Here is a 23,247-nt window from a genome sequence, read left to right on the forward strand (position 1 = left end):
CAGATAAAGAACGGATTTAATTATATATTTGCACTTATCTTAGCTTGAAAGTTATAATAACTTAGGAAAAAGGTTGTTTTTCGTTAAGAAATTTAAGTTGGGATAGTGTGGTAGTTATAATTTAAAACAAATACTATAGAATAAAACACATGAAGAAACTATTGATTATTGCTCTTGCTCTGCTTTCGGTGTCTATTGTCAGGGCTGATGAAGGAATGTGGTTGTTGTCGAAATTAAAACCACTGAACATTGAGAAAATGCAACAGATGGGATTTAAACTGACTGCAGAAGATATCTACGATGTCAATAAACCCGGTATCAAAGATGCTATCGTCGGTTTAGGCAATGCCGGCCGTCCTTTCCGTCATTTTTGTTCGGGAGAGATTATTTCTCCCAATGGGTTGATGCTGACCAATCATCACTGTGGTTTCAGTGCTATCCAATCTCATTCTTCTGTCGAGCACGACTATCTGGCCGATGGTTTCTGGGCTTACAAAATGGAAGATGAGCTCACCAATCCCGGCGTGACCGCTTCTATTCTGGAACGGATGGAAGACGTAACCGACCGTATCGCTCCTTTCTTAAAAGACGATATGAGCGAAATGGACCGCGGTGCTATCATCGACAGTATATCTGCAGTGATTGTGAAGGAAGCTGTGGCTGGAACGAAATTAAGCGGACAGGTTCAGCCGATGTTCGAAGGAAACCAATTCTTCCTGTTCCTTTACACCATCTACAAAGACGTACGTTTGGTAGGTGCCCCTCCTCAGAGCATGGGAAAATTCGGTGGAGATACCGATAACTGGATGTGGCCCCGTCATACTGCCGACTTTTCTATGTTCCGTATTTACACCGCTCCTGACGGTAGCCCTGCCGAATACTCCAAAGATAATGTACCCTTAAAACCCAAACATTACCTGCCCGTATCTGCAAAAGGCGTGAAAGACGGTGATTTTGCCATGATTATGGGATTCCCCGGAACTACCGACCGCTATACCACCAGTTTCGGATTACAGAATACGATGGATGTAACCAACGATATCCGTTACAAAGTACGTACGGTAAAATTGGAGGTTATGCGCGAAGAAATGGCTAAGAGTCCGAAAACCCGGATTCAATATGCTTCTAAATATGCCAGTTGTGCCAACTACTGGAAATATTCCTTCGAGCAGAATAAAGCGCTCAAAAACCTGAACACCAAAGGCAACAAAGAAGCCATCGAAAGAGAGTTTACCGCTTGGGTAAATGCCGATCCGGCCCGCAAAGCCACTTACGGCGAAGTGCTGCCGATGATTCGCCAGGGATACGAAGATATTAAAGAATATTCCGTAGCTACGGCTTATGCGCAGGAAGCCCTGGCCGGACCCGAAGCTCATTTGTTCGCTTACCGTAGCGGAAGAATGATCGAAGATCTTTGTGATAAAGAAATCCCCGCCGGAGAAAAAACAGAGATTAAAGAAGCTTTGAAAGATATGGCTAAAGCTTTTTTCAAAGACTATAATGCCGATCTCGATACAAAATTATTCGCTGCATTGTTTAAAATATACAACGACAATGTCGATCCCGATCTTTACCCCGAAGTTATCGATCTGGTCAACAAAAAATACAAAGGTAATTACGATAAGTTCGCTGCCGGATTGCAGCAGAAATCCATCTTCATGGACGAAGCTGCTTTCAACGCATTTCTCGACAAACCCGATTGTAAACAATTGGCCAAAGACCCGGTATATATTGCCGGTAAATCTTTCTATGAGATTTGGATCAAACTGACCGCCTACAGTGGTGAAATGCAGGAAAAAATTTCCAAAGGAGACCGTCTTTTCGTGAGGGGATTGATGGAAATGCAGCCCGATAAAGCCTGGGCTCCCAATGCCAATTCTACGATTCGCTTGACCTATGGTAAAGTAGGTAGCTACAAACCGCGGGATGCTGTTTTCTATGATTACTACACCACCCTTACCGGTGTGATCGAAAAAGAAGGGCCCAAAGGTGGGGAGTTCGAAGTACCCGACCGGCTGAAAGAACTGTATGCTCAGCAGGATTTCGCTCCTTACGGGACCGATAAGTTGAGTGTCAACTTCATCACAGATAACGACATCACCGGAGGTAACAGCGGTTCCGGTGTCATCAACGCCGAAGGACATCTGATCGGTACTGCCTTCGACGGTAACTCCGAAGCCATGTCCGGAGACATCGATTTTGAAGAAAATCTGCAACGGTGTATCAATCTCGACACTCGTTATTTCCTCTGGATTGTAGATAAATATGCCGGAGCTAAGAACCTGATCAACGAGATGACTATTATAAAATAATCAAAAACTAACTACTATGAAAAATTTAGATTGGGGTAAATTGTCCTTTGGATATTCCAAGACGGATTACAACGTACGTTGTTATTATAAGGACGGCAAATGGAGTGCTCCTGAAGTCAGCGACTCTGAAATGCTGAATATTCATATGGCTTCTACCTGTTTGCATTACGGACAGGAAGCATTCGAAGGTATGAAAGCCTTCCGGGGTAAAGATGGAAAAATCCGTCTCTTCCGTTGTGAAGAAAATGCAAAACGTATGCTTAGTTCTGCCGAATACGTAATGATGCAGGCTCCTTCGATCGAACTGTTCGAAGAAGCTGTCGTCAAAGCCATCGAGTTGAACAAAGAATACGTTCCGCCTTACGAATCGGGGGCCAGCTTATATATCCGTCCCTTGTTGATCGGTGTCGGACCGCAGATGGGAGTTGCTCCGGCTAAAGAATATATTTTCGTTGTATTTGTAGCTCCTGTAGGACCTTATTTCAAAGCCGGTTTCAAACCGACCAAAGTCATGCTCGAACGCCGTTACGACCGTGCTGCTCCCAATGGCACCGGACACATCAAAGTAGGAGGTAATTACGCTGCAGGAATGAGATCCGGCGAAGTAGCCCATCAGAAAGGCTATTCGACCGCCATCTTCCTCGATTCCAAAGAGAAGAAATACATCGACGAATGTGGCCCGGCCAATTTCTTCGGTATTAAAAACGGTTCATATATCACTCCGTTCTCTCACACCATCCTGCCTTCTATCACCAACGCCAGCCTGATGGTATTGGCCGAAGACATGGGATTGAAAGTAGAACGCCGGCTTATTCCCGTAGAAGAACTCGAGACTTTCGAAGAAGCCGGAGCTTGCGGTACGGCTGCTGTCATCAGTCCTATCGGACAGATCGATGATCTCGAAAACAACAAGAGCATCGTTTTCGGTAAGCCCGATGTTCCTGGTGAATGGTGTACCAAATTGTACAACCGTTTGAGAGCTATTCAATACGGAGACGAACCGGACAAATTCGGTTGGGTAAAAGTATTGAATTTCTAAAAACAGATTTTTAGGGATAATTGAATCAACTCGGAGAAAGTGCCTGATCAGTTCAGGCACTTTCTTTTTGGAACTCCGGGACGGACCTTTCGTCCCCAATGGGGGAGGACGGGAGTTCATAACTACTCCTTCGGCGTTTAAAGTAGTATATCGGGTTGCTGGAGCCTGCGGATATATATTTTTTTGAAACTTTCTTTATCAAACATTGGTCGATCTACGAAATTTTCGTAGATTTGCGAATAAATCGTAGTTTGATGTGCCTTATGGAAAAATTGACTTTTCAGGAAGAAGAAATCATGCTTATTATCTGGCAGGTAAAAGAAGGAGTGATTAAAGATTTTTTGAATTGCATGGAAGAGCCTCGTCCGCCTTATACGACGGTGGCTTCTATCGTGAAAAATCTGGAGAAAAAAGGATATGTACAGGCCAAACGTTATGGGAACACCTATGTTTATTCGCCTTCGATCGATGAAGGGGAATACAAAACGAAATTTCTTTCCGGCGTCGTACAGAATTATTTCGAGAATTCATATAAAGAGATGGTAACTTTTTTTGCCCGGAAACAGAAGATCTCGGCCAAAGAGTTAGAAGAAATTATCCGTTTAATTGAAAAAGAATAGGAGCTATGGAAGATTTTCAAATTTATATATTACAGGTAAATGCGGGTTTAGTGGTATTCTATCTTTTATATCGGATGTTGTTTTCCAGGGATACTTTTTTAAGAATCCGGCGTTTATTTCTTTTTTCCATCGTTATACTGGCTTTTGTATATCCCCTGATTTCGTTGGCATCCTGGTTGGAGCAAGGTAATGCCTTGCCCGGGATGGTTGTCGGGTATGCCGAAATGCTGGCGGTGGTTACTCCTGTGGCTCCGCAACCTGCCGCAGAACAATCGCTTTTCACCTGGCAGCGGTTCCTGATCTGGATTTGGAGTGGGGGAAGTCTTGTGCTGACACTCCGTATGGCGGTCCAGTTGGCTGGTATCTGTCGACTCGCTTATCAGGGTAAAAAACAGAGCTGTCATCATGTTCCGGTCATTGCTTTGCCGAAGATTACAGCTCCTTTCTCTTTCTTCGGTTGGATTTTTGTCAATCCGGCCCATTACGAAGAGCGGGAACTTCATGAGATTATCGTACACGAGTCTGCTCATGTCCGCCAATGGCATTCATTGGATATGTTACTCGGGGAGATACTTTGTATCTTTTTCTGGTTCAATCCGGTTGTCTGGCTTTTACGTAAAGAAATCAGGCAGAATCTGGAATTTTTAGCAGATGAGCAAGTGGTAAATTCCGGTTACAACCGCAAAAATTATCAATATCACTTGCTTCGCCTGTCCCATCAATCGACTGCAGTACCTATAGTTAATAATTTCAATGTTTCTCAATTAAAAAAACGAATTATTATGATGAATAAGAAGAAAACATCCAGAATCGGCTTGTTGAAATATGCCTTTTTACTTCCGGTAACCGGCTTATTGATTCTGGCTGGAAATGCACGAGCCGTAACCGATCTGGCCTCCCATACGCTGATACAGGCCGGCGGGGAAACTTCCTTATACAAAGGCCGGGTAGTGGACGAACAAGGTAATCCCCTGCAAGGGGCCACGGTCATTATCAAAGGGACCTCACTGGGGGCTTCCACTGATCAGGATGGAGAATTCTCTATCCAGGCCGGGAAGGGAGATACGCTTTATTTTTCATATGTAGGCAAACGGACTGCAGAGGTGATTTGTGGGGATAAAGCTAATCTGAAAGAGGTGGTTTTACCTAAGCAACCGGTAGAGCTCGAGGGAATGGTAGTTGTCGGATATGCGAAAGCTGGCCAGAATGCAACATCTAAGGAGGGAGAAATTTTCACGGCTGTCGAGGAAATGCCGGTATTCAAAGAAGGAAATGTGCTGGCTTATATGGCACGGATGGTCAAATATCCTGTCCGGGCTCAGGAGAAAGGAATTCAGGGTAAAGTGATTGTTTCTTTCGTAATCGATAAAGCGGGTAGAGTGACCGATCCTCAGGTTGTAAGAAGTGTAGATCAGGATCTGGACCGGGAAGCCCTGAGAGTTGTCAAGGCATTACCCGATTGGATTCCCGGCAAACAGAGAGGCGTGGCTGTAGATGTGTTCTATACGCTTCCGATCGAATTCCGCTTGCAGAGCGATGCAGAAACTCCTGCCGTTTCGGGAAAAGCGGATGAACAGGTGTGACCGGCCTTTTAACAGTAAAAACAACGGCCGATAAATCGGAGTTGTGCAGTCTTCCCCATCGCTGATTAGTAAAACCTTCGCTCCTGATAAATGAATATAAATCAGAACCGAAGGTTCACCGATCCTTCCCTTAGGGGGGATTATTTCGTATTGATAATCACTTCTGCATTCGGGTAATACCCCACCTCTTTTTCAATCGGGCTAATCGGACGGATTTGCAGGATCTCACTGGGATCGATATCGAAACGGTCGGCCAGGCGTCCGTCGATAACCAGAAGAGGTTCTTTCATTTTTTCGAGATTGTATTTGTATTCCTGGCTATTGTATTTAAAAGTGAGTACGCCATTCTGAAAGCTCACAAATTCTCCTAACCGATCTCTCGACGTGATGAATAAATAGGATTTTTTGACATCTTCTTTCGATGGGATGATGTTGACATTCAAAATCTTATCCGGCATTTGTACGTTGTCTTTAGGGGCTTGTTGCCCATCGATGATGTAAGTCATATCCGAATTCTGGGAGTCGATTTTAATTTTTGTTTTTCCGTTTTCTTCCGTGATTTGTACCGAGTTACTGCTCATACCTGTACCGTTGCCGAACGATTGGAAAAATTTTTCAACCTTTTGCCGGTGATTGCCGTTTTTGAAAAATTCTTCGAAATCTTCATCCGTCATGCCCTCCCCCGGATTAAAAAATTCGTCCGGTAGGAAATGACCGAATGGAAAACCGCCGGGCATATTGTTCGTGGTGGTCGAATCACCGGGCATGCCGAAAAAATCGCCGAATAACGACCCGCTTCCCATGTGATTGTGCAGATTTTCCATCATCTGCCGGATATGCTGTGAAATAGCTCCGGGATTCATATCCGGGAAATCGTTAAAGTGTTTATACGACTCATAGGTGTCGGCATTGGAACTCAAGGCAGCCAGGGAGTTCAGGCCTTTCAGATTCAGCGCTCTCGACAGCAGGGCGATTTTATCCAGTTGAATGTCTCCCCGGAGTTCGATGATATCCACCTGTTGTGGGTTTTGGTTCCAGACCACCAGGTCGGTCACTTGTCCGTTTTTGTTGTGCGTGTAGATCAGTTGCTTTCCGAACTCGTCGTTCCGGCTTTTGATCAGTTTGTATTTTTCCGGTTTATCCAGTATTTCCCGGAACTGGCCGATCGCTTTTTCGCTCAGGGAGGGATCGGTCTGATTCAAATCCAGATTGAGAATATTCACCTCTTCCAGTTTTTGCAGGAGTTCGTTTGCCTCGGGCGGAAGATTATTCCGTTGATAAAGTCCGTAAAGGCTTTTGTCCAGCTGGGTGACCGTCACGCCGTTTTTCTCATGGTATTTGGACATGAGCTTAGATAATTGTGCATTTGCCGCGAAAGGCAAAACAGATACAATCGACAAAATAATAAATATTCTTCTCATGGCTATCTTGTTTTATAATTATACTTTTTATTCTATCGCTATAATCAGGTTATGATCTTCGTAAAGCACTCTTTGTACCGGTGTTTTTTCATCTTCCAGGGCATTTCCCAGGACGCGCAGTGCATTTTCGAAGCGTTCTTTCTTCAGGTTATCCGACAGTTGTATACCCGGACGGGGTGTCGTTGTGAAGGTCCCCCTGAATGAAAGGATCAGCACGGCCATCGCTGCGATACTCCCGGCCGTAATCCAGAGCTGTCTGATTTTGCGTTGCCGTTTTTGCCGGATATACCGCTGTAATTTTTCATTCAGGCCTTCCGGTATTTCCATCGGATCGCGAAGCCCCAAAATCGGTTCTCCCGGGAGTTCTCCCCGTTGCCAGGCAGACCTCAACTCCCGCTCTTCTGCCAAAGTTGTCTCCCCTTTGTAATATCGTTTCAGTACTTCTTCCATATATTCTATCTGTCATCTTTCATTTCGCATCATTTCTTTTACCTTCGACCGTCCGCGTGAGAGCAACACCCGGATGTGGTTGGCGGTTAGTCCTGTGATCTGTTCGATTTCTTCAAATTCCAGTTCTTCTATTTCCCGCAGGATGAGCACCTCCCGTTGATTTTCCGGCAGAGTGTCGATGATTTGCCGGAGAAGGCTCACGGTGTCCTTGGTTTCGATTTCCTGCAAGGGATTGCTTGTATAATCTTCGTTTTGTGCCAGCTCTTCCCCGCCGTACACCGGTTTTTGTTTTTTTATCCAGTCGAGGCACAAGTTGCGGGTCACCTTCAATGCCCAGGCCCGGGGATTTTGCACTTCTTTCAGCTCTCTACGTGTATTCCAGAGTTTAATCATAACCTCCTGAGTGATGTCTGCAGCATCTGTCGGATTGCTGAGAATATGCTGTGCATAGGCATAGATATTCTTGGTCAGAGGCAGGATCATATGGTTAAATTCTTTTTCTGTCATCATTAGTAAGACGGATGCAGGCTGATTTTATTACAAAGGAACGGTTTTTTCTTCGTTAAAGTATGTTAGAGAACGTTTTTCTTGCCGTTTCTTTATCGCCTTCGATGCGCAGGTTACGTCCTTTAATAATCACATCTTCGCCGGGAGTGAGTAAGGTATTCACTTTTTGGGTTCACTTCAAATACAATAATGATACAAAATTAAATATCTTGTCGCCCACGATTGAATAATAATATTCATTTTACCTTCAGCTTCAGGTAAAAGCCTGAGGAAGGTAGTTCTTTACCATATAGTAAATAGGTAGTTATCATGTAGTTAATATGTATCAACTCCAATTCAATTCCAATTATTCTCCAATTTAATACCAATTTTAATCGGTATTGAATTGAAAATAAATTGGAAATTTAAACTTTTTTTATTATATTACAAACCTCGAAACTAAATATAAACATCATGGCAAGAGTAATTTCTTCAGGGCTCGGGCATATTTCCGGACGCATAGGCGACCATATCTTTTATGCTGTGGGAGATAAAAGATACGTACGCCGCGCTCCTGTTAAAGTCAGTAATCCCCGTTCGCCGGCCCAATGTTTACAGCGGTGGCGGCAGGTGTGTGTGCAAACGCTGTTCCGGTCGGTCAAGGGGACTTTATTTCAGCGTGCTGCCGGCGAGGCTGCTGTCCGGTTGGGAAAACGATCGGGATATCATCTTTTTTTAAGCCGGAATATCAATGCTTTCGGAGAGGGTGACCGGGTCGACTATGCCAAATTGAGTTTTGGAGGTGCTTGTTTACAATTGCCTGATCGGTTTGCTTGTGTGCAGAACGAAACGGGGCATTGGGAGTTGGTCTGGCAGGCGGGGATCCCCATGGCGACGGCAGCGCCGGACGACCGTTTGATAGTTGCCGCTATCTGCCCGGACGAACCTTATCGGTTAATTGTGTTGGAAAATATCTGCGCGCTCAGAAAAGATGGACGGGCAGAAGGTGAATGGCCGGCAAGCGGGAAGGAATTGCATTTATATTGTCTGTTTTGCTCTGCATCCGGAGAAACTTTTTCGCCGGATTGCTATTTCAGATTGAACCGGTAAATACAATGAAATTATGGCAGTTTTTGAATCGGGTTTATTCAGCAGGCTGAGCGGGTCCTTCGGAAATGTTACGATGTACCGGCTTGGAGATTCTAATGTGGTAAAAGGAAAAAGATGGGCACGGGATGCCCGTACTCCGTCGCAATTGATACACCGGGCTAAATGGAAAGTCTTGGGTCTCCTGGCTATGAGAATGAAAAAAGTGCTTGAATTGGGTTTTCCCGGTAGGGAAGCCAGAGGAAGGGTAAACGGTTTTATGAGCCGGAATCTACCTTGTATGGCTTGTGACGAGGGGTTGAACGTCTCCGTCGATTATAGTAAACTGAAAGTTTCGGCCGGCGAGCTACGGGCTCCGGAAGTCACTGCCCAATGGGCAGATTCGGGCGGAATTTTGATTTTCAAACAAAAACGGCAACCGCTGAAACCTCTGATGTACGACGACGACCGGCTTTATGTTTTTCTCTGGAATCCGGAAGTGCTGCGGACAAAACTGTTGCCTTTACACCAAAGAAAAGAAACGGCGGAAGTATGCTTTACACTTCCGGAAGAATGGAAGAATACTTCTTTTCATATATACGCTTTCGCCGTAAATGCACGTGCCACGAAGGCCTCGGAAACACTTTGGCTGGGAAACTTTCACGAGAATAAAGAATGATATTTATATACATGTTTACACTTACAAACGTACGTTTATTAGTGTAAATATGTATATAACACCATCATTTATTAAGAAGTAATTTGTTCTGCTTAAAAAAATTTCTAAATTTGTAAACGAATATAAAAAAGTGCGGAAGAGTCCGCACTATGAAAATAAGTGAACGTTGTTGTCCTTTAGACGAAATTTGGGAAATTTAAGTTAATATCATGGACAACATATTGTTTGCATCGAAAGGTGTGGACGTATGTAAGCTATGATATTAGGTTTCCCAAAACCTCGTCTATTAGTGAACATATAGTTCACACCGAATTTTTATATATAGACTGATATCAAAACCTATGAAATATGATATAAATTATTTTAGGTTTATATAATAAATAATCTTGTCATCAAAAATTCGCCAAACTTCAATTTCACAAGATTAGATATGTAATTCTCGTTTGAATAAGTGTGGATTGTTATCTATTAGTGATATGGGTGTTTAGCGATACCTTGATGATGGATAGTGAAACGATTCATACTCTTTTTAATTATTAAGCAAATCACAATGATTCAGAGAAATAATCGATCAAATAACAATTATAGTCCTTCGTCTGGAATAAAGAATTTGGGAGATATCTTAAATTCTTTAGCTATGGTATTTATCATATCTAAATTGAAAGCCATTCCACAATTAGGATTTTCACGATTTGCAAAAAAAGCACGAGAGCGATTAATTCTTTCTGCGAATTGCTCTTGGGTTAATTTTTGTTCATCTCGTAATTCTCGAACCTTTTGGCTTACAAATAATTGAATCTTTGACTTTTCTTTTTGTCTCATAGTTCTCAATTGTTCGTAAATAAAAGGTTTTTTTATAATCAGCCGAGCTCTATATTTAGAGCATTTGAACCTAAAACTATACCATTATGAAAACAATTCCCTTTGTTCCAGCCTGCCAGAATATGGAGGAGATTCAGAAACTCGCCGTTTTGATAACCGATTTCATTCATCCCGAAATGATTGTTTTGTTCGGTCGGTATGCAGGTATGCCTTCGTACGATATCCGGGGAGGTTATGAACTGCTGATCCTGACCGCAAATCAACCGGCGGTGGGTGTTAAAGAAGTGATGGGGTATCTTGCCATGAATTTCCCTGAGAAAGACCGGAAAGAGCCTTATCTTTCACTTCATTTGTTGACCGTTGTTTTCGTTCACCACCATTCTTCCCAAAGCCATTTTTTGTATACTATTCGCAAGGAGGGAGTTTTACTGTATAAAAACGAGTCTTGTAAGCTGAAAGACAAAGTCTGTTACAAGCCGGTCCGCAGTTATCGTCAGGCGGAGGGCTATTCGGACCAATGCCTGGCCTTAGGACGGGCCTTTTTGCAAGATGCCCGTCGTCAGCAACAGAGCGGTATTCCACGCATGTCTGCTTTTTATCTCAGCCAGGCCGCTATCCAGTTTTTTCGGGCAGCCGCGTTCGTTCATTACGGTTTTATCCCAGAACAGAAGGAAGATTTGCTCATGACTTATCTCCGCATACGGCATTGTTCGGCTGGAATGGCAGGTTTGTGGAAAGGGGAGAGAGAGCTTTCGGAATGGAGGCTGTTCGGTCGGTTGCAGTCGTTCAGCTATAAAGCCCGTTACAGCTACCCTTTCACAGTGGATTCGGATTTGCTTGCCTGTTGTATGGACTGTGTGGTGAAAACCGAAAAAGTTGTCGGGGATTTTTGTGCGGAGCGGCTCCGCTTCCTGGCACATCTTCGGTCTTGACCAGTGTAACCGGAGGTTACCGATTAGCGCTTTATCGGTCGGCATCTCTTCGATGCTGATCGGTGCAATTCCCGCTTGCTGATGAATGCCTGGCTGACCGGCAGCACAATCTTTCCGGTCGGCTTTACAGTCAGAACCAGAGGTTCGCTGGCCAGAAACCGGAGAGGTTTTGCCGGTCCGGAGCCTGAATGACGCCCCTGATCAGGAACGAAGCGACGCTAATCCCTCTCCCTGTCTCACTCCCGCTTCATCGGGAGTTGTTCCTCGTATACGGCGGGAAGGTTCTCTTCCGTGTCTTTGTCTTTTTTCTTTTTGTGGGTAAACCGTTCGTGCAAGCTCTCCATCATCAGGTAGAAATTGGGAATAAACAAGGTGCCTACGAGGGAGGTCATCAACATACCGGCAAAAACGGCAATACCGAGCGAGATCCGGCTCGAAGCTCCGGCTCCGGTCGAAATCACCAGCGGGAAAGTGCCGAGGATGAAAGCAAAAGAGGTCATCAGGATCGGGCGGAGACGTACGCGTCCGCCTTCGATCGCCGATTCTTCGGTCGACTTGCCTGCAGCCCGGTAATCCCGGGCGAATTCTACGATCAGGATGGCATTTTTCGCCGCCAGGGCAATCAGAAGCACTACTCCGATTTGGGTGTAAACGCTGATCGGAAGATTCATGACCATCACTCCGATCACTACTCCCAGCAGGGCGATAGGCAAACCCATGATCACTGCAAAAGGATCCGTCCAGCTCTCGTATTGGGCTGCCAGGATCAGGAAAGCCACCACGATGGCCAGTATAAAGATGATGGAGGTGGACGAACTCGCATTTTCTTCCTGATATGCCATAGAAGTCCATTCATAACCGAAGGAGCGTCCCACTTTCTCCCGGATCAGTTTGGCCATAATATTCAGCGCCTCTCCCGAGCTATAACCGTCTGCTGCGGCACCCGAGATCAGGGCGGATACGTAAGTGTTGTATTTCGTCAGGCTCTCTGCTCCGATCCGCGTCTCGATAGTAGTAAAGGCCGAAAGGGGAATCATGTCGCCCTTGGAGTTGCGGACATTCAATAGGCGTAGGTCGGTTACCAGAGCCCGGCTGTCGGGGGCACCCTCGACCTTCACCTGGTAAGTGCGGCCGAATTTCACAAAATTGTTGACATAGGTGGAACCGAGGTATGTGCCGATCGTATTGAACACCTCGCTTAGCGGAATCTGCATCAGCTCTACTTTGTTCCGGTCGATATTCAGGTAATACTGGGGTACACTGGCGCTGAACATCGACTGGACGGTAGAGAGACCCGGGGTCTCGTTGCCGGCGAGCATCAGTTCGTCTGTCATGCGTTGCAGTTCTTGCGGGCCGTAGCTGTTGATATCCTCCAGCATGACTTCAAACCCGCTGCTTTCGCCCAATCCCGGGATGGCCGGCGGTAAGACGGCGAAGGTTCTGGCTTCCGGTATCGCTTCATAGGCCATACCGTTGAATTGGTTCACCAGGCTTTGGGCGCTTAACTGCGGAGATTTCCGTTGGTCCCAGTTTTTGAGCATCACGAACAGCGTGGCGGCATTCGAAGCGTTTGCATTACTCATCATTGAAAAGCCGTTGATCGTGATATAGGTTTCGATGCCTTCCATTTGGTTCAGTACGGCCGACGCTTTTTGCAGGGCCGTAGCCGTCTGGCTCGACGAAGCACCGTCGGTCAGTTGCATGAAAGCGATGAAATACCCCTGGTCTTCTTCCGGGATAAAAGTACGCGGCCATTTGATAAATCCCCAGAAAGCCAGCACCGAAAGGATCAAAAAGACGATAAAAGTCATCAGCGATTTACGCATGAAGTGAGTGATCACCCAGGTATAACCATGGTTTGTCTTTTCAAAAAACTGGTTGAAAGCTTTGAAGAGAAAGAATTTGGCCGGCTGTTTGGGTTTCAGAAACAGGGCACAAAGTGCGGGGCTCAGGGTGAGGGCGTTGAACCCGCTGATTACCGTCGAGATGGCGATCGTCAGGGCGAATTGTTTGTACAACTGGCCGGTGATGCCGCCGATAAAGGCCGTGGGAATAAATACGGCCAACAGTACGAGCACAATACCCACAACAGCTCCCGACACTTCCTTCATGGCCTGGATCACCGCCTCTTTTACGGTGGAATACCGGCCGGTTTCGATCAGCCGGTAACTGTTTTCTACGATGATAATGGCGTCGTCTACCACCAGCCCGATAGCCAGTACCAGCCCGAAGAGAGTCAGCGTATTGATGGAAAATCCCAGCATCGCCATGAATGTGAAAGTCCCGACCAGCGAGACGGGAATCGTGATCAGCGGAATCAGCATCGCCCGCCAGTTCTGGAGGAAGATCAGAATAACCAGTAAAACCAGGATAAAGGCGGTGATCAGGGTTTCGTATATTCCTGAAATCGAGGCATTGATAAATTCCGTCGTATCGAGGGTCACGTTGTATTGCACCCCTTCGGGGAAATAGGAGGCCAGTTTGTCCATCTCTTTTTTCACCCGTTGTGCCACGTCCAGGGCGTTGGCTCCCGGAAGCTGATAGACGGCGATAGCTGCGACGGCTCCGCCTTTCAGGGTGGCGGTGGAGCTGTAGCTTTCACGTCCGAGCTCTATAGTGGCCAGGTCACGGATGCGAAGGTATTTGCCGTCGGGAAGGGCCTTGACGATGATATTGCCGAATTCTTCTTCATCGATCAGTAATCCTTTGGTTTCGAGGGTGTATTGGTAGGCTTCTTTGCGGACTAAGGGTTCCGATCCCACGCTGCCCGCTGTAACCTGGATATTCTGGCCCTGAATGGCCGATACGATATCCGCCGGAGTGATGCCCCGGATAGTCAGCTGATCCGGATCCAGCCAGATACGCATACTGTATTTGCCCATGCCGAACAAGCCCACATTACCTACTCCTTTTACCCGGCCCAATTCGTTGGTGATATTCAGGGCCGCATAATTAGAGAGAAAAAGAGCGTCGTATTGCGGACTATCCGAGGTCAGTGACAGAAACATCACGACGTTGGTCGATTCCTTGGTCGTAGTGACCCCGATCTGGGTCACCTCCTGCGGTAAAGTGCTCAGGGCCATGTTCACCCGGTTTTCTACGAGCACGGTGGCCATATCCAGGTCGGTTCCCACTTCGAAAGTGATGGTCAGCTGGTAGCTGCCTGTGCTCGACGAAGTCGACGACATATAAAGCATACCCTCTACACCGTTCACTTGTTGCTCGATCGGGGTGCCTACCATGTCGGCGATTGTACTGGCATTGGCTCCGGGGTAGGAGGCCCGGACAACGACTGTCGGAGGAGTGATCGTCGGATATTGTTCTACCGGCAGACTACGTAAAGATACCAGTCCTGCGATCACGATAAGGATAGACAGGACCGTAGCGAATATAGGGCGGTTAATGAAAAATGTACTGAACATAGGAATAGATTAACGTTTTGTTTTTTCTCTCACTGGTTTCACGGTCATGCCCGGACGCACATTCATCAGGGCTTCCACGACATAACGGTCGTCCGGAGTGACACCGCTGACGATCTCCCGCATGCCGTCGTTACTCAATACCCCGACTTTGACGGTTTGCTGCACCACCCGGTTGTTCTCATCCACCAGATAGACATAGCGGCCTGCCTGTCCCGTGCCGATCGAAGCCTCCGGTATCAGTAAAGCATCTTTTACCACTTTATAGGGAAGCCGGATTTTGACATACATCCCGCTTAATAATTCTTCTTTCGGATTTTCGAGAATGGCCCGTACGGTCACCGTCCCGGTTTGCAGATCGACGTTCGGCGAAGTATAGTCGAGCTCGCCTTTCCAATAACGGCTGGTGTCCGCAGCATTGATGACCGTCAGCGCCAGGGCCGAATCTTTCGATACCAGCGGATTGGTCACCGGAGGAATTTGTTCGAACTCGGCATAAGCCATATTGAAATAAGCATACATATACTTATCTTTATACATCGTAGCCAGGGTGACCGGTTGTACCGCTCCTCCGACAAAGTTCTGAAGGTCCACCAGGTTCCGGGATACCCGTCCGTCGAAAGGAGCTTTGATGTAACAATAATTCAGATTGGTCTGAGCAGTATTCAATTGTGCCCGGGCATTCTGAAGATTCGCTATCGCCGAATGGTAATCCGATTCGGCCTGGATGAAGTCGATCTCACTGATAGCCCGGCTAGGCATCGCTTCTTTCATCTTCTCGTATTGTGCCCTGGCGTAAGCCAGACGTGCCTCTGTACTCTTCATTTCGGCCTGTGCCGCTTTCAACTGATCCTGATAGGGTTGAGGTTCGATGACAAACAACAACTGGCCTGCTTTTACCGGCACTCCCGGGATATAATTCATCTTTTCCAGGAATCCCGATACCCGGGCCACCAGATTCACCGTTTGCACGGCTTCCAGATAAGCCGGATACTGATACGTATACACGACATCGTGTTGGGCAGGTCTGTTCACTAAAATCTCCGGGGCCGCTTGTCCGCTTGCGGCTTCCTGTTTCTCTTTCTTCCTGCAACCTCCCAATATCACTCCCAAACCAATCATCAGAACGATCATCTTTTTCATAACAATGATTTTTTTAATTCGCTTTTAGCCTTTAACTTTATTTTTCCACTCCTCCCCCCAGTGCCTTATACACCTGTATCATATAGAGCAGGGTTGCACTCTGCGAATTCACATACACATTTTCGTAGTTCAATACATTGCGTTGTGAGTCCAGTACATTCTGGTAATTGGTCAGTCCTTTCTTATACAGGTCCATTGCATATTCCAGCGTCAGTTTAATTTCCTGCAGAGCAAGCCGGTCTGCATCCAGTTGTTGGAGTGATTTATTATATGACGATAAGGCATCGTCTACCTCTTGCAAAGCTGTGAGCAGAGTTTGGTTATACGTATTGATCCCTTCGTCCAGTTGGATTTGGGCCTGCCGGTTAGCCTGGGCGATCTGGCGCCCGCTGAAAATCGTCCATTTGATGCTCGGGCTGATTTGCCACGTCATGTTCTCCTTCTTGAAAAACTGTTTGTAATATTCGTTGCCATACCCGAAAGCGCCCGTTAGGTAGAATTTCGGCCACCAGTCTGCCCGTGTTGCTCCTGCTGCGGCTGCCAGTGCATCCATCGTCCGTTCGGCCGAGCGGACATCCGGGCGCCGCCGGATCAGTTCGGCCGGGATTCCTTGCATAAGGATCGGGTTGCCTTGGGGGAGAGGGTGCACTTGCAGTAAAGCTTGCCGTAAAGAATCCGAATACTCTCCGGTCAGGACAGCCAGTGTATTCACTTCCGAGTAGACCGAGGCTTCCAGTCCGGGAAGGGTTGCCTTCGTTTGTAGCCACAGGCCTTTCGATTGCGCCACCGTTAGGTTGGAAGTCAGTCCGGCCGCCAGTTTGGCTTCATTGATCCGGAGAATCTCCTCCTGTGATTCCAGGTTATTACGGGCAACTTCCAGTTGTTGCTGGTAAGTGCGCAGACGGATATAAGCCATCGCCACTTCTGAGGCGAGCGAGACCATTGTACCCCGGTAATCCTCCTGTGAAGCCAGGTAATATTCTTTTTGGGCTTTGGCTCCTTTCCGGATATTGCCGAACACATCGATTTCCCAATTCATTTCTATACCGGCCTGCCCGATGTGGTAGTAATTATCGGCATGGTCGATGCCCAGACTGCTTTTTTCCGGTGTATATTGGGCCGAAGCGCTGAAACTCGGGAAAAAATGGCCCTGTTGTGACCGCCAGCGCGATTTCGCCAATTGGATATTTTTTACTGCATTCTGCAGATTATAATTATTGGCTACAGATTTGTCGATCAGACGGATAAGTGTCGAATCTCCGAAAAATTGCCACCAACTGTCTTCTGAAGGCATCGTTTGTTGCAGATCGAGTACCGGGTCTTGCTGGGCTTTTGACCGGCCCCCTAAGATCAGGCTTAAAAATAACAGAAATAAGATTCGTCTCATATCGGATCGGTTAAAATATCGTTTAAATTACAAATCCCTATACGAAAACGAAATAGCGAATGTTGTGGAATAATTCAGCTCGTTTGTGGAATTATTCCACAAAAACAAGTTCCCCGGGGAAAAGATTTGAATATATAGTATGCTGACAGCCAATGCATAACTTTTATACTTGAAAAATGGTATATATTTTTCATAAGCGAGGAAATAGCAAGTATAAATAAATTAAACAGATAAATATGAGGGTTAATAATTGGCTGAGTGGTTTTGCCTGTGTGCTCCTGTTGGGAGTGGTGGGTTGTAAAAAAGATAAGATACGTGAAGGAATTCCCGTAGTAGTTGAGAAAGTGGGGGTCGATGATGTAGAGATATTCGGTGATTATGTAGGGCGGATCAGGGCCCGGCAATTTGTGGAAGTACATGCCCGGGTAGAAGGCTATCTGGAAAAGATGCTTTTTGAGGAAGGGAAACGGGTAGAGCGTAATCAGCCCTTATTTATTATCAATCCCGATTTATATAAAGCGCGGGCCGATAAAGCTGCGGCTCAACTGAAAAAAGACGAAGCCCAGGAGTTGAAAACCGGACGCGATGTAGAGCGTCTGCGTCCTTTATACGAACAGAATGCAGCCAGCCAGTTGGACCTGGACAATGCCATTGCCGCTTACGAAAGTGCTAAAGCGAACGTAGCCATGAGTAAAGCCGATCTGGCACAGGCAGAGATGGAGCTGGGATATACGACGGTACGTTCGCCCATTTCGGGATACATCAGCGAACGGCATGCCGATATCGGTACCTTGGTGGGCCCCGGCTCCAAGTCGCTATTGGCGACCGTCGTGGCCAGCGATACCGTGTTGGTCGATTTTAGCCTCACCGCCCTCGATTATCTCCGCAGCCAGCAGCGTAATGTCAGATTAGGCGAGCAGGACGCTACCCGTTCCTGGCAGCCCTCGATTACGGTCACCCTGGCCGATAATTCTGTTTATCCGGAGAAGGGCCTGGTCGACTTTGCCGAGCCTCAGGTCGATCCCAAGACAGGTACTTTCGGGGTGAGAGCCGAACTGGCCAATCCCGGGCGGAAACTGCTGCCCGGACAGTTTACCAAAGTCAAATTGCTGCTCGATGTGCGCGAAAACGCCGTAGTGGTACCTGCCCGCGCAATTATTATCGAGAAGGGAGGTGCTCATGTTTATGTTATGCGCAGGGATAGTACTGCCGAGAAACGGTTTATCGAAACCGGACCCGAAGTCGGTAATTTTGTGGTGGTAGAGAGGGGATTGGGACCTGATGAAATGGTCGTGACCGAGGGACAACACAAACTTTCTCCCGGTGATCTTTTGGCTCCCCGCACGGTGGCTAAAAAAGAAGAAAATACAGACGAAATAAACGAAGTAAGATGAAAGTTGAATTCTTTATAGACCGCCCTATCTTTTCGGCGGTATTATCCATATTGATTGTCGTGGTAGGATGTATCGGCCTTTATTTGTTGCCGGTGGATCAATACCCGCAGATTACACCTCCTATGGTGAAAATTTCGGCCTCCTATCCCGGGGCTAGTGCACAGACTGTCTCGCAGGCAGTGGCGACCCCCATCGAGCAGGAACTCAACGGGACGCCGGGAATGCTCTACATGGAATCCAGCAGTTCCAATTCCGGCGGTTTGTCAATCAATGTCACCTTCGACATTTCGGCCAATCCCGAATTATCTGCCGTAGAAATCCAGAACCGGGTGAAACTGGCCGAGTCGCGCTTGCCCGCCGAGGTGGTGCAGAACGGTATTTCCGTCGAAAAGCAATCTTCGAATCAGCTCATGACCCTGACCCTGACTTCCGACGATCCCCGTTTCGACGAAATCTATCTCAGTAATTTTGCGACGATCAATGTCCTGGATATCCTGAGGCGTATCCCCGGGGTAGGACGGGTTTCCAATATCGGAAGCCGTTATTATGGTATGTGTATCTGGGTGATGCCCGACCGGATGGCTAATTTCGGACTGACGGTAAAAGATTTGCAGGATGCCCTCAAAGACCAGAACCGTGAGTCGGCGGCCGGCGAATTGGGCAAGCAGCCTATTTCCGGACAGGATATTACCATTCCGATCACTACCCAGGGGCGTTTGTCTACAGTCAATGAATTCGAAGAGATTGTGGTCAGAGCGAATCCCGACGGTTCTATCGTACGTTTGAGGGACGTTGCCCGGGTCTCTCTCGAGGCTTCTTCCTATTCCACCGAGAGTGGTATGAACGGTAAAAATGCCGCAGTACTCGGGATTTATACCCTTCCCGGTGCGAATGCCGTCGAAGTGGCCGGGCAGGTGCGCGAAACGATGAAAGAGATCAGTAAGAATTTTCCCGAAGGGCTCGATTACGAAATCCCTTTCGATATCACCAGCTACATTTCCGAGTCTATCCACGAAGTGTATAAAACCTTGTTCGAAGCGCTGTTGCTGGTGGTGTTGGTGGTGTTTCTTTCGCTCCAGAACTGGCGCGCTTCTCTGGTGCCCCTGATTGCTGTGCCGATATCGTTGATCGGAACTTTCGGGGTGATGTTGGTTTTGGGCTTTTCGCTCAATTTACTTACTCTGTTGGGATTGATTTTGTCGATAGGTATCGTGGTCGACGATGCCATTGTAGTTGTCGAAGCGGTCGAGAGTTATATGGAAAAAGAAGGTTTGAGCCCCTACGAGGCTACGAAGAAAGCTATGCGGGGATTGACCGGGGCGTTGATCGCCACCTCTCTCGTGCTGGCTGCGGTATTTATTCCGGTTAGTTTCCTGGGGGGGATTACTGGTTTGCTTTACCGGCAGTTTGCCATTACCATTGTCGTTTCGGTGTTGATATCGACTGTGGTCGCTTTGACGCTGAGTCCGGCGATGTGTGCGCTCTTGCTGCGTCCTTCCGCACCCTCTAAAAACCGTATTTTCGGAATGATCAACCGTTGGCTGGCTACCGGAAACCGGAAATATGTAGGGATAATCGGTAAAGCGATCGCCAATCCCCGCCGTATCCTGGCCGGTTTCGGGATGGTACTTGTTTTCATCTTTGTATTGAACCGGGTGGTTCCGGGTAGTTTTATGCCTGAAGAAGATCAGGGCTATTTCAAGGTTGAACTGGAATTACCCGAAGGGGCTACACTCGAGCGTACACGCCTGGTGACGGATCGGGCGGTAGAATTTCTGAAAGCTCATCCTGCAGTCGGTTATGTACAGAATGTGACCGGTTCCAGTCCCCGGGTAGGAACCAACCAGGCCCGCTCCGAACTGACGGTGATTCTGAAATCGTGGGAAAAGCGTAAAGGAAACGGTATGGAGATCGATCAGGTGATGGAAGATACCCGCAAAGAGTTGAAGCAATATCCCGAGGCCCGGGTTTATTTGTCGAAACCGCCTGTTATTCCAGGCTTAGGTACTGCCGGTGGATTCGAGATGCAGGTCGAAGCCCGGAATGGAGCTACTTTCGAAAATCTGGTCGAAGCGGTCGATACCCTGATGAAGTATGCTGCCGAGAGTAAAGCTTTCACCGGTCTGTCGTCTTCGTTACAGGCCGAAATTCCTCAGCTGTATTTTGATGTCGACCGGGACAAAGCCAAATTCCTGGGTATCCCGATGTCCGATATTTTTTCGACGATGAAAGCTTACACCGGATCGGTTTATGTGAACGATTTCAATATGTTTAACCGGGTTTATAAGGTATATATTCAGGCCGAAGCTCCTTACCGGGCACATAAAGACAATATCAATATGTTCTTTGTAAAGACGGCGGGAGGGGATATGGTGCCTCTGACTGCTTTGGGTGATGCCGAATATACGACAGGTCCGGGAAATATCCGGCGCTTCAATATGTTCACGACGGCAGTTGTCCGGGGGGCGGCAGCTCCGGGATATAGTTCGGGTGAGGTGATGCGTAAGATGGAAAACATTGCCAAGACTCATTTACCCGAGAATATCGGTGTCGAATGGAGCGGTTTGTCTTATCAGGAGAAAAAAGCCGAGGGACAGCTGGGGCTGGTATTGACTCTGGTATTCCTGTTCGTCTTCCTCTTTCTGGCTGCTTTATACGAAAGTTGGCTGGTGCCGGTGGCCGTGTTGCTGTCGTTGCCCGTTGCAGCTTTGGGGGCTTATCTGGGCATTCTGGGATTTGGGCTCGAGAACGATATCTATTTCCAGATCGGTTTGGTGACTTTGATCGGTCTGGCTGCTAAAAATGCGATTTTGATTGTGGAGTTTGCCAAGATGGAAGTCGACAAAGGGGTCGATGTGGTTGTCGCTGCCAAAAATGCGGCCATGTTGCGTTTCCGCCCGATCCTGATGACTTCGCTGGCCTTTGTGTTGGGTATGTTGCCTCTGGTCATGGCATCCGGACCGGGATCGGCCAGCCGCCATTCGATCGGGACCGGTGTGTTCTTCGGTATGATTGCAGCCATTACCATCGGAATAGTATTGGTACCTTTTTTCTTTGTAATGGTTTATAAATTCAAAGAAAAGATTAGAGTAAAAACGAAAAGTGTAAAATGATGAAAAAAATTTATACCCTCGCTATTGTATTGCTGGTATTGGGAGTGAGTTCCTGTAAACTGGGAAAGCATTACTCCCGGCCCGAACTCCGCTTGCCGGAACAGATCGAAGGAACGGTGCCCGATTCGGTTTCGGCCGGTGATATCCGATGGGCCGATTTATATACCGATCCGGTACTCCGGCAGTTGATCCGGAAAACATTGGAAGGAAACAAAGACCTGATGATCGCTGCGGCCAAAGTGAAAGAATCGATGGAACTCCGTCGTATCGCTAAAGCCGACCTTTTCCCCAAGGCAGAGGCTACCGTGTCTGCCGAGCGCGAATACGATGAAACGCCTGGGAATACTTTTGAGGGAAAAGTGTTGGCATCCTGGGAAGTCGATTTGTGGGGAAAACTACGTTGGGCCGGTCAAGCCGCTCTGGCCGAATATTTGCAGAGCGTCGAAGGCAGGCAGGCTTTGCAGTCGGCTCTGGTTGCCCAGGTGGCGCAGGCTTATTTCGAGTTGATCGCTTTAGATCAGGAACTGGCCATCGTACGGCAGACACTGGCGGCCCGGCAGGAAGGAGTACGTCTGGCAAAGCTCAGGTTCGAGGGAGGATTGACTTCCGAAAATCCCTTGCGTCAGGCACAGGTTGAATTGGCCAGAACCCAAACCCTGGTACCGGGATTAGAAAGGGAGATTCGCCTCAAAGAGAATCAGATTACTTTACTGGCCGGAGAATATCCCGGAGAAGTGGCGAGAGGGAAAAGTATCGGTCAGCAGCAGTTGATAACCGCTCTGCCGGTGGGATTATCTTCCCGAATCCTGGAAAGACGGCCCGACATCCGCCAGGCCGAATATCGGTTGAAAGCGGCTCATGCCAAAGTCGGTGTGGCTTATACCAGCATGTTCCCGAAATTTACTTTAACCGGACATTATGGCCTTGAGAGCAGCGATCTGACCGATTTTCTGAAAGCACCTTACTTTTTTGTCGGTGGTGAATTATTGGCACCGGTGTTTAATCTGGGAAAAAACAGAGCGCGTTTAAAAGCTTCCAGAGCTGTGCAGGAACAGGAAACCTACAATTATCAGAAAGTGGTGCTCCAGGCTTTCACCGAAGTGAGCAATGCCTTGGTCAACTCCCGCAAAAGTCGTGAAATCCGTGAATCCCGCGAACATCTCGAACAGTCGGCCCGTTCTAATCTCGATCTGGCTACTTTGCAATACATCAACGGAGTGATCAGTTATCTCGATGTATTGGATGCCCAGCGTGGATATTTCGATGCCCAGATCGGCCTCAATACGGCTATCCGCGACGAATTACTGGCTACGGTACAATTGTATCAGGTATTGGGAGGCGGTTGTTCATAGGGATATCAA

17 protein-coding genes are annotated in these 23,247 nt (G+C 47.4%); 10 read left to right on the plus strand and 7 right to left on the minus strand.

Features of this window, described 5'->3' with window-relative positions:
- Positions 1–149 precede the first annotated feature (149 nt).
- From WS34_RS05415 to WS34_RS05430, 4 genes are all read left to right on the plus strand, one after another.
- Complete coding sequence (locus tag WS34_RS05415) at positions 150–2,312, plus strand: S46 family peptidase (protein ID WP_013612438.1); 2,163 nt, start codon at positions 150–152, stop codon at positions 2,310–2,312.
- Positions 2,313–2,328: 16 nt separating this feature from the next.
- Positions 2,329–3,351, plus strand: coding sequence for a branched-chain amino acid aminotransferase (locus WS34_RS05420; protein WP_013612437.1), 1,023 nt, complete (start codon positions 2,329–2,331; stop codon positions 3,349–3,351).
- Positions 3,352–3,614: 263 nt separating this feature from the next.
- Positions 3,615–3,971, plus strand: a complete 357-nt coding sequence (locus tag WS34_RS05425; RefSeq protein ID WP_041557342.1) for a BlaI/MecI/CopY family transcriptional regulator — start codon at positions 3,615–3,617, stop codon at positions 3,969–3,971.
- 5 nt (positions 3,972–3,976) lie between these two features.
- Positions 3,977–5,554, plus strand: a complete 1,578-nt coding sequence (locus WS34_RS05430; protein ID WP_046403630.1) for a M56 family metallopeptidase — start codon at positions 3,977–3,979, stop codon at positions 5,552–5,554.
- A 140-nt stretch (positions 5,555–5,694) separates the two neighbouring features.
- Here WS34_RS05430 and WS34_RS05435 read toward each other — a convergent pair whose 3' ends face one another.
- From WS34_RS05435 to WS34_RS05445, 3 genes are read right to left on the minus strand one after another with little or no spacing between them, the layout of a single operon-like run.
- Entirely contained in the window at positions 5,695–6,975 is a 1,281-nt protein-coding gene (locus WS34_RS05435; protein ID WP_013612434.1) for a DUF4252 domain-containing protein, read from the minus strand.
- A 27-nt stretch (positions 6,976–7,002) separates the two neighbouring features.
- Complete coding sequence (locus WS34_RS05440; RefSeq protein WP_046403634.1) at positions 7,003–7,425, minus strand: PG0215 family putative anti-sigma factor; 423 nt, start codon at positions 7,423–7,425, stop codon at positions 7,003–7,005.
- Between the two features lie 12 nt (positions 7,426–7,437).
- Positions 7,438–7,935, minus strand: a complete 498-nt coding sequence (locus WS34_RS05445; RefSeq protein ID WP_286693641.1) for a GFO_1088 family ECF-type sigma factor — start codon at positions 7,933–7,935, stop codon at positions 7,438–7,440.
- 450 nt (positions 7,936–8,385) lie between these two features.
- Here WS34_RS05445 and WS34_RS05450 point away from each other — a divergent pair, with 450 nt between their 5' ends.
- Positions 8,386–9,021 carry a hypothetical protein gene (locus WS34_RS05450; RefSeq protein WP_046403637.1) on the plus strand — a complete coding sequence of 212 codons (636 nt, stop codon included), beginning with the start codon at positions 8,386–8,388 and terminating at the stop codon, positions 9,019–9,021.
- Positions 9,022–9,034: 13 nt separating this feature from the next.
- Positions 9,035–9,676, plus strand: a complete 642-nt coding sequence (locus WS34_RS05455; RefSeq protein WP_046403639.1) for a hypothetical protein — start codon at positions 9,035–9,037, stop codon at positions 9,674–9,676.
- 582 nt (positions 9,677–10,258) lie between these two features.
- On the opposite strand, the gene WS34_RS05460 is transcribed toward WS34_RS05455, so the two are convergent.
- The gene (locus WS34_RS05460) at positions 10,259–10,498 is read right to left on the minus strand and encodes a helix-turn-helix domain-containing protein (RefSeq protein WP_046403642.1); all 240 of its coding nucleotides are present in this window, start codon (positions 10,496–10,498) and stop codon (positions 10,259–10,261) included.
- A gap of 86 nt (positions 10,499–10,584) precedes the next feature.
- Between WS34_RS05460 and WS34_RS05465 the strand changes: the two genes are divergently transcribed.
- Positions 10,585–11,430 (plus strand): hypothetical protein, encoded by an 846-nt coding sequence (locus tag WS34_RS05465; RefSeq protein ID WP_286693642.1) that lies wholly within the window; start codon positions 10,585–10,587, stop codon positions 11,428–11,430.
- A 236-nt stretch (positions 11,431–11,666) separates the two neighbouring features.
- On the opposite strand, the gene WS34_RS05470 is transcribed toward WS34_RS05465, so the two are convergent.
- The 3 genes from WS34_RS05470 to WS34_RS05480 are packed head-to-tail and all read right to left on the minus strand — an operon-like array spanning position 11,667 to position 17,379.
- Positions 11,667–14,852, minus strand: coding sequence for an efflux RND transporter permease subunit (locus tag WS34_RS05470; RefSeq protein WP_046403646.1), 3,186 nt, complete (start codon positions 14,850–14,852; stop codon positions 11,667–11,669).
- A 9-nt stretch (positions 14,853–14,861) separates the two neighbouring features.
- On the minus strand, positions 14,862–15,992 hold the full coding sequence (locus tag WS34_RS05475) for an efflux RND transporter periplasmic adaptor subunit (RefSeq protein ID WP_013612426.1): 1,131 nt from the start codon (positions 15,990–15,992) through the stop codon (positions 14,862–14,864).
- Between the two features lie 37 nt (positions 15,993–16,029).
- Positions 16,030–17,379 (minus strand): efflux transporter outer membrane subunit, encoded by a 1,350-nt coding sequence (locus WS34_RS05480; RefSeq protein ID WP_013612425.1) that lies wholly within the window; start codon positions 17,377–17,379, stop codon positions 16,030–16,032.
- A gap of 236 nt (positions 17,380–17,615) precedes the next feature.
- Here WS34_RS05480 and WS34_RS05485 point away from each other — a divergent pair, with 236 nt between their 5' ends.
- The 3 genes from WS34_RS05485 to WS34_RS05495 are packed head-to-tail and all read left to right on the plus strand — an operon-like array spanning position 17,616 to position 23,238.
- Positions 17,616–18,773, plus strand: a complete 1,158-nt coding sequence (locus tag WS34_RS05485; protein WP_013612424.1) for an efflux RND transporter periplasmic adaptor subunit — start codon at positions 17,616–17,618, stop codon at positions 18,771–18,773.
- Positions 18,770–21,886, plus strand: coding sequence for an efflux RND transporter permease subunit (locus WS34_RS05490; protein WP_046403649.1), 3,117 nt, complete (start codon positions 18,770–18,772; stop codon positions 21,884–21,886). The genes WS34_RS05485 and WS34_RS05490 overlap by 4 nt, the downstream gene beginning before the upstream one ends.
- Positions 21,886–23,238 (plus strand): efflux transporter outer membrane subunit, encoded by a 1,353-nt coding sequence (locus WS34_RS05495; RefSeq protein ID WP_046403671.1) that lies wholly within the window; start codon positions 21,886–21,888, stop codon positions 23,236–23,238. Before WS34_RS05490 ends, WS34_RS05495 begins: the two co-directional genes overlap by 1 nt.
- The last annotated feature ends 9 nt before the right edge of the window (positions 23,239–23,247 follow it).

The organism is Odoribacter sp. N15.MGS-14 (assembly GCF_000980245.1).
GTDB lineage: Bacteria > Bacteroidota > Bacteroidia > Bacteroidales > Marinifilaceae > Odoribacter > Odoribacter splanchnicus.

Coding starts and splice junctions, on each gene's coding strand:
- WS34_RS05415 (WP_013612438.1), top strand. CDS start 150: ATGAAGAAACTATTGATTATTGCTCTTGCTCTGCTTTCGGTGTCTATT.
- WS34_RS05420 (WP_013612437.1), top strand. CDS start 2,329: ATGAAAAATTTAGATTGGGGTAAATTGTCCTTTGGATATTCCAAGACG.
- WS34_RS05425 (WP_041557342.1), top strand. CDS start 3,615: ATGGAAAAATTGACTTTTCAGGAAGAAGAAATCATGCTTATTATCTGG.
- WS34_RS05430 (WP_046403630.1), top strand. CDS start 3,977: ATGGAAGATTTTCAAATTTATATATTACAGGTAAATGCGGGTTTAGTG.
- WS34_RS05435 (WP_013612434.1), bottom strand. CDS start 6,975: ATGAGAAGAATATTTATTATTTTGTCGATTGTATCTGTTTTGCCTTTC.
- WS34_RS05440 (WP_046403634.1), bottom strand. CDS start 7,425: ATGGAAGAAGTACTGAAACGATATTACAAAGGGGAGACAACTTTGGCA.
- WS34_RS05445 (WP_286693641.1), bottom strand. CDS start 7,935: ATGATGACAGAAAAAGAATTTAACCATATGATCCTGCCTCTGACCAAG.
- WS34_RS05450 (WP_046403637.1), top strand. CDS start 8,386: ATGGCAAGAGTAATTTCTTCAGGGCTCGGGCATATTTCCGGACGCATA.
- WS34_RS05455 (WP_046403639.1), top strand. CDS start 9,035: ATGGCAGTTTTTGAATCGGGTTTATTCAGCAGGCTGAGCGGGTCCTTC.
- WS34_RS05460 (WP_046403642.1), bottom strand. CDS start 10,498: ATGAGACAAAAAGAAAAGTCAAAGATTCAATTATTTGTAAGCCAAAAG.
- WS34_RS05465 (WP_286693642.1), top strand. CDS start 10,585: ATGAAAACAATTCCCTTTGTTCCAGCCTGCCAGAATATGGAGGAGATT.
- WS34_RS05470 (WP_046403646.1), bottom strand. CDS start 14,852: ATGTTCAGTACATTTTTCATTAACCGCCCTATATTCGCTACGGTCCTG.
- WS34_RS05475 (WP_013612426.1), bottom strand. CDS start 15,992: ATGAAAAAGATGATCGTTCTGATGATTGGTTTGGGAGTGATATTGGGA.
- WS34_RS05480 (WP_013612425.1), bottom strand. CDS start 17,379: ATGAGACGAATCTTATTTCTGTTATTTTTAAGCCTGATCTTAGGGGGC.
- WS34_RS05485 (WP_013612424.1), top strand. CDS start 17,616: ATGAGGGTTAATAATTGGCTGAGTGGTTTTGCCTGTGTGCTCCTGTTG.
- WS34_RS05490 (WP_046403649.1), top strand. CDS start 18,770: ATGAAAGTTGAATTCTTTATAGACCGCCCTATCTTTTCGGCGGTATTA.
- WS34_RS05495 (WP_046403671.1), top strand. CDS start 21,886: ATGAAAAAAATTTATACCCTCGCTATTGTATTGCTGGTATTGGGAGTG.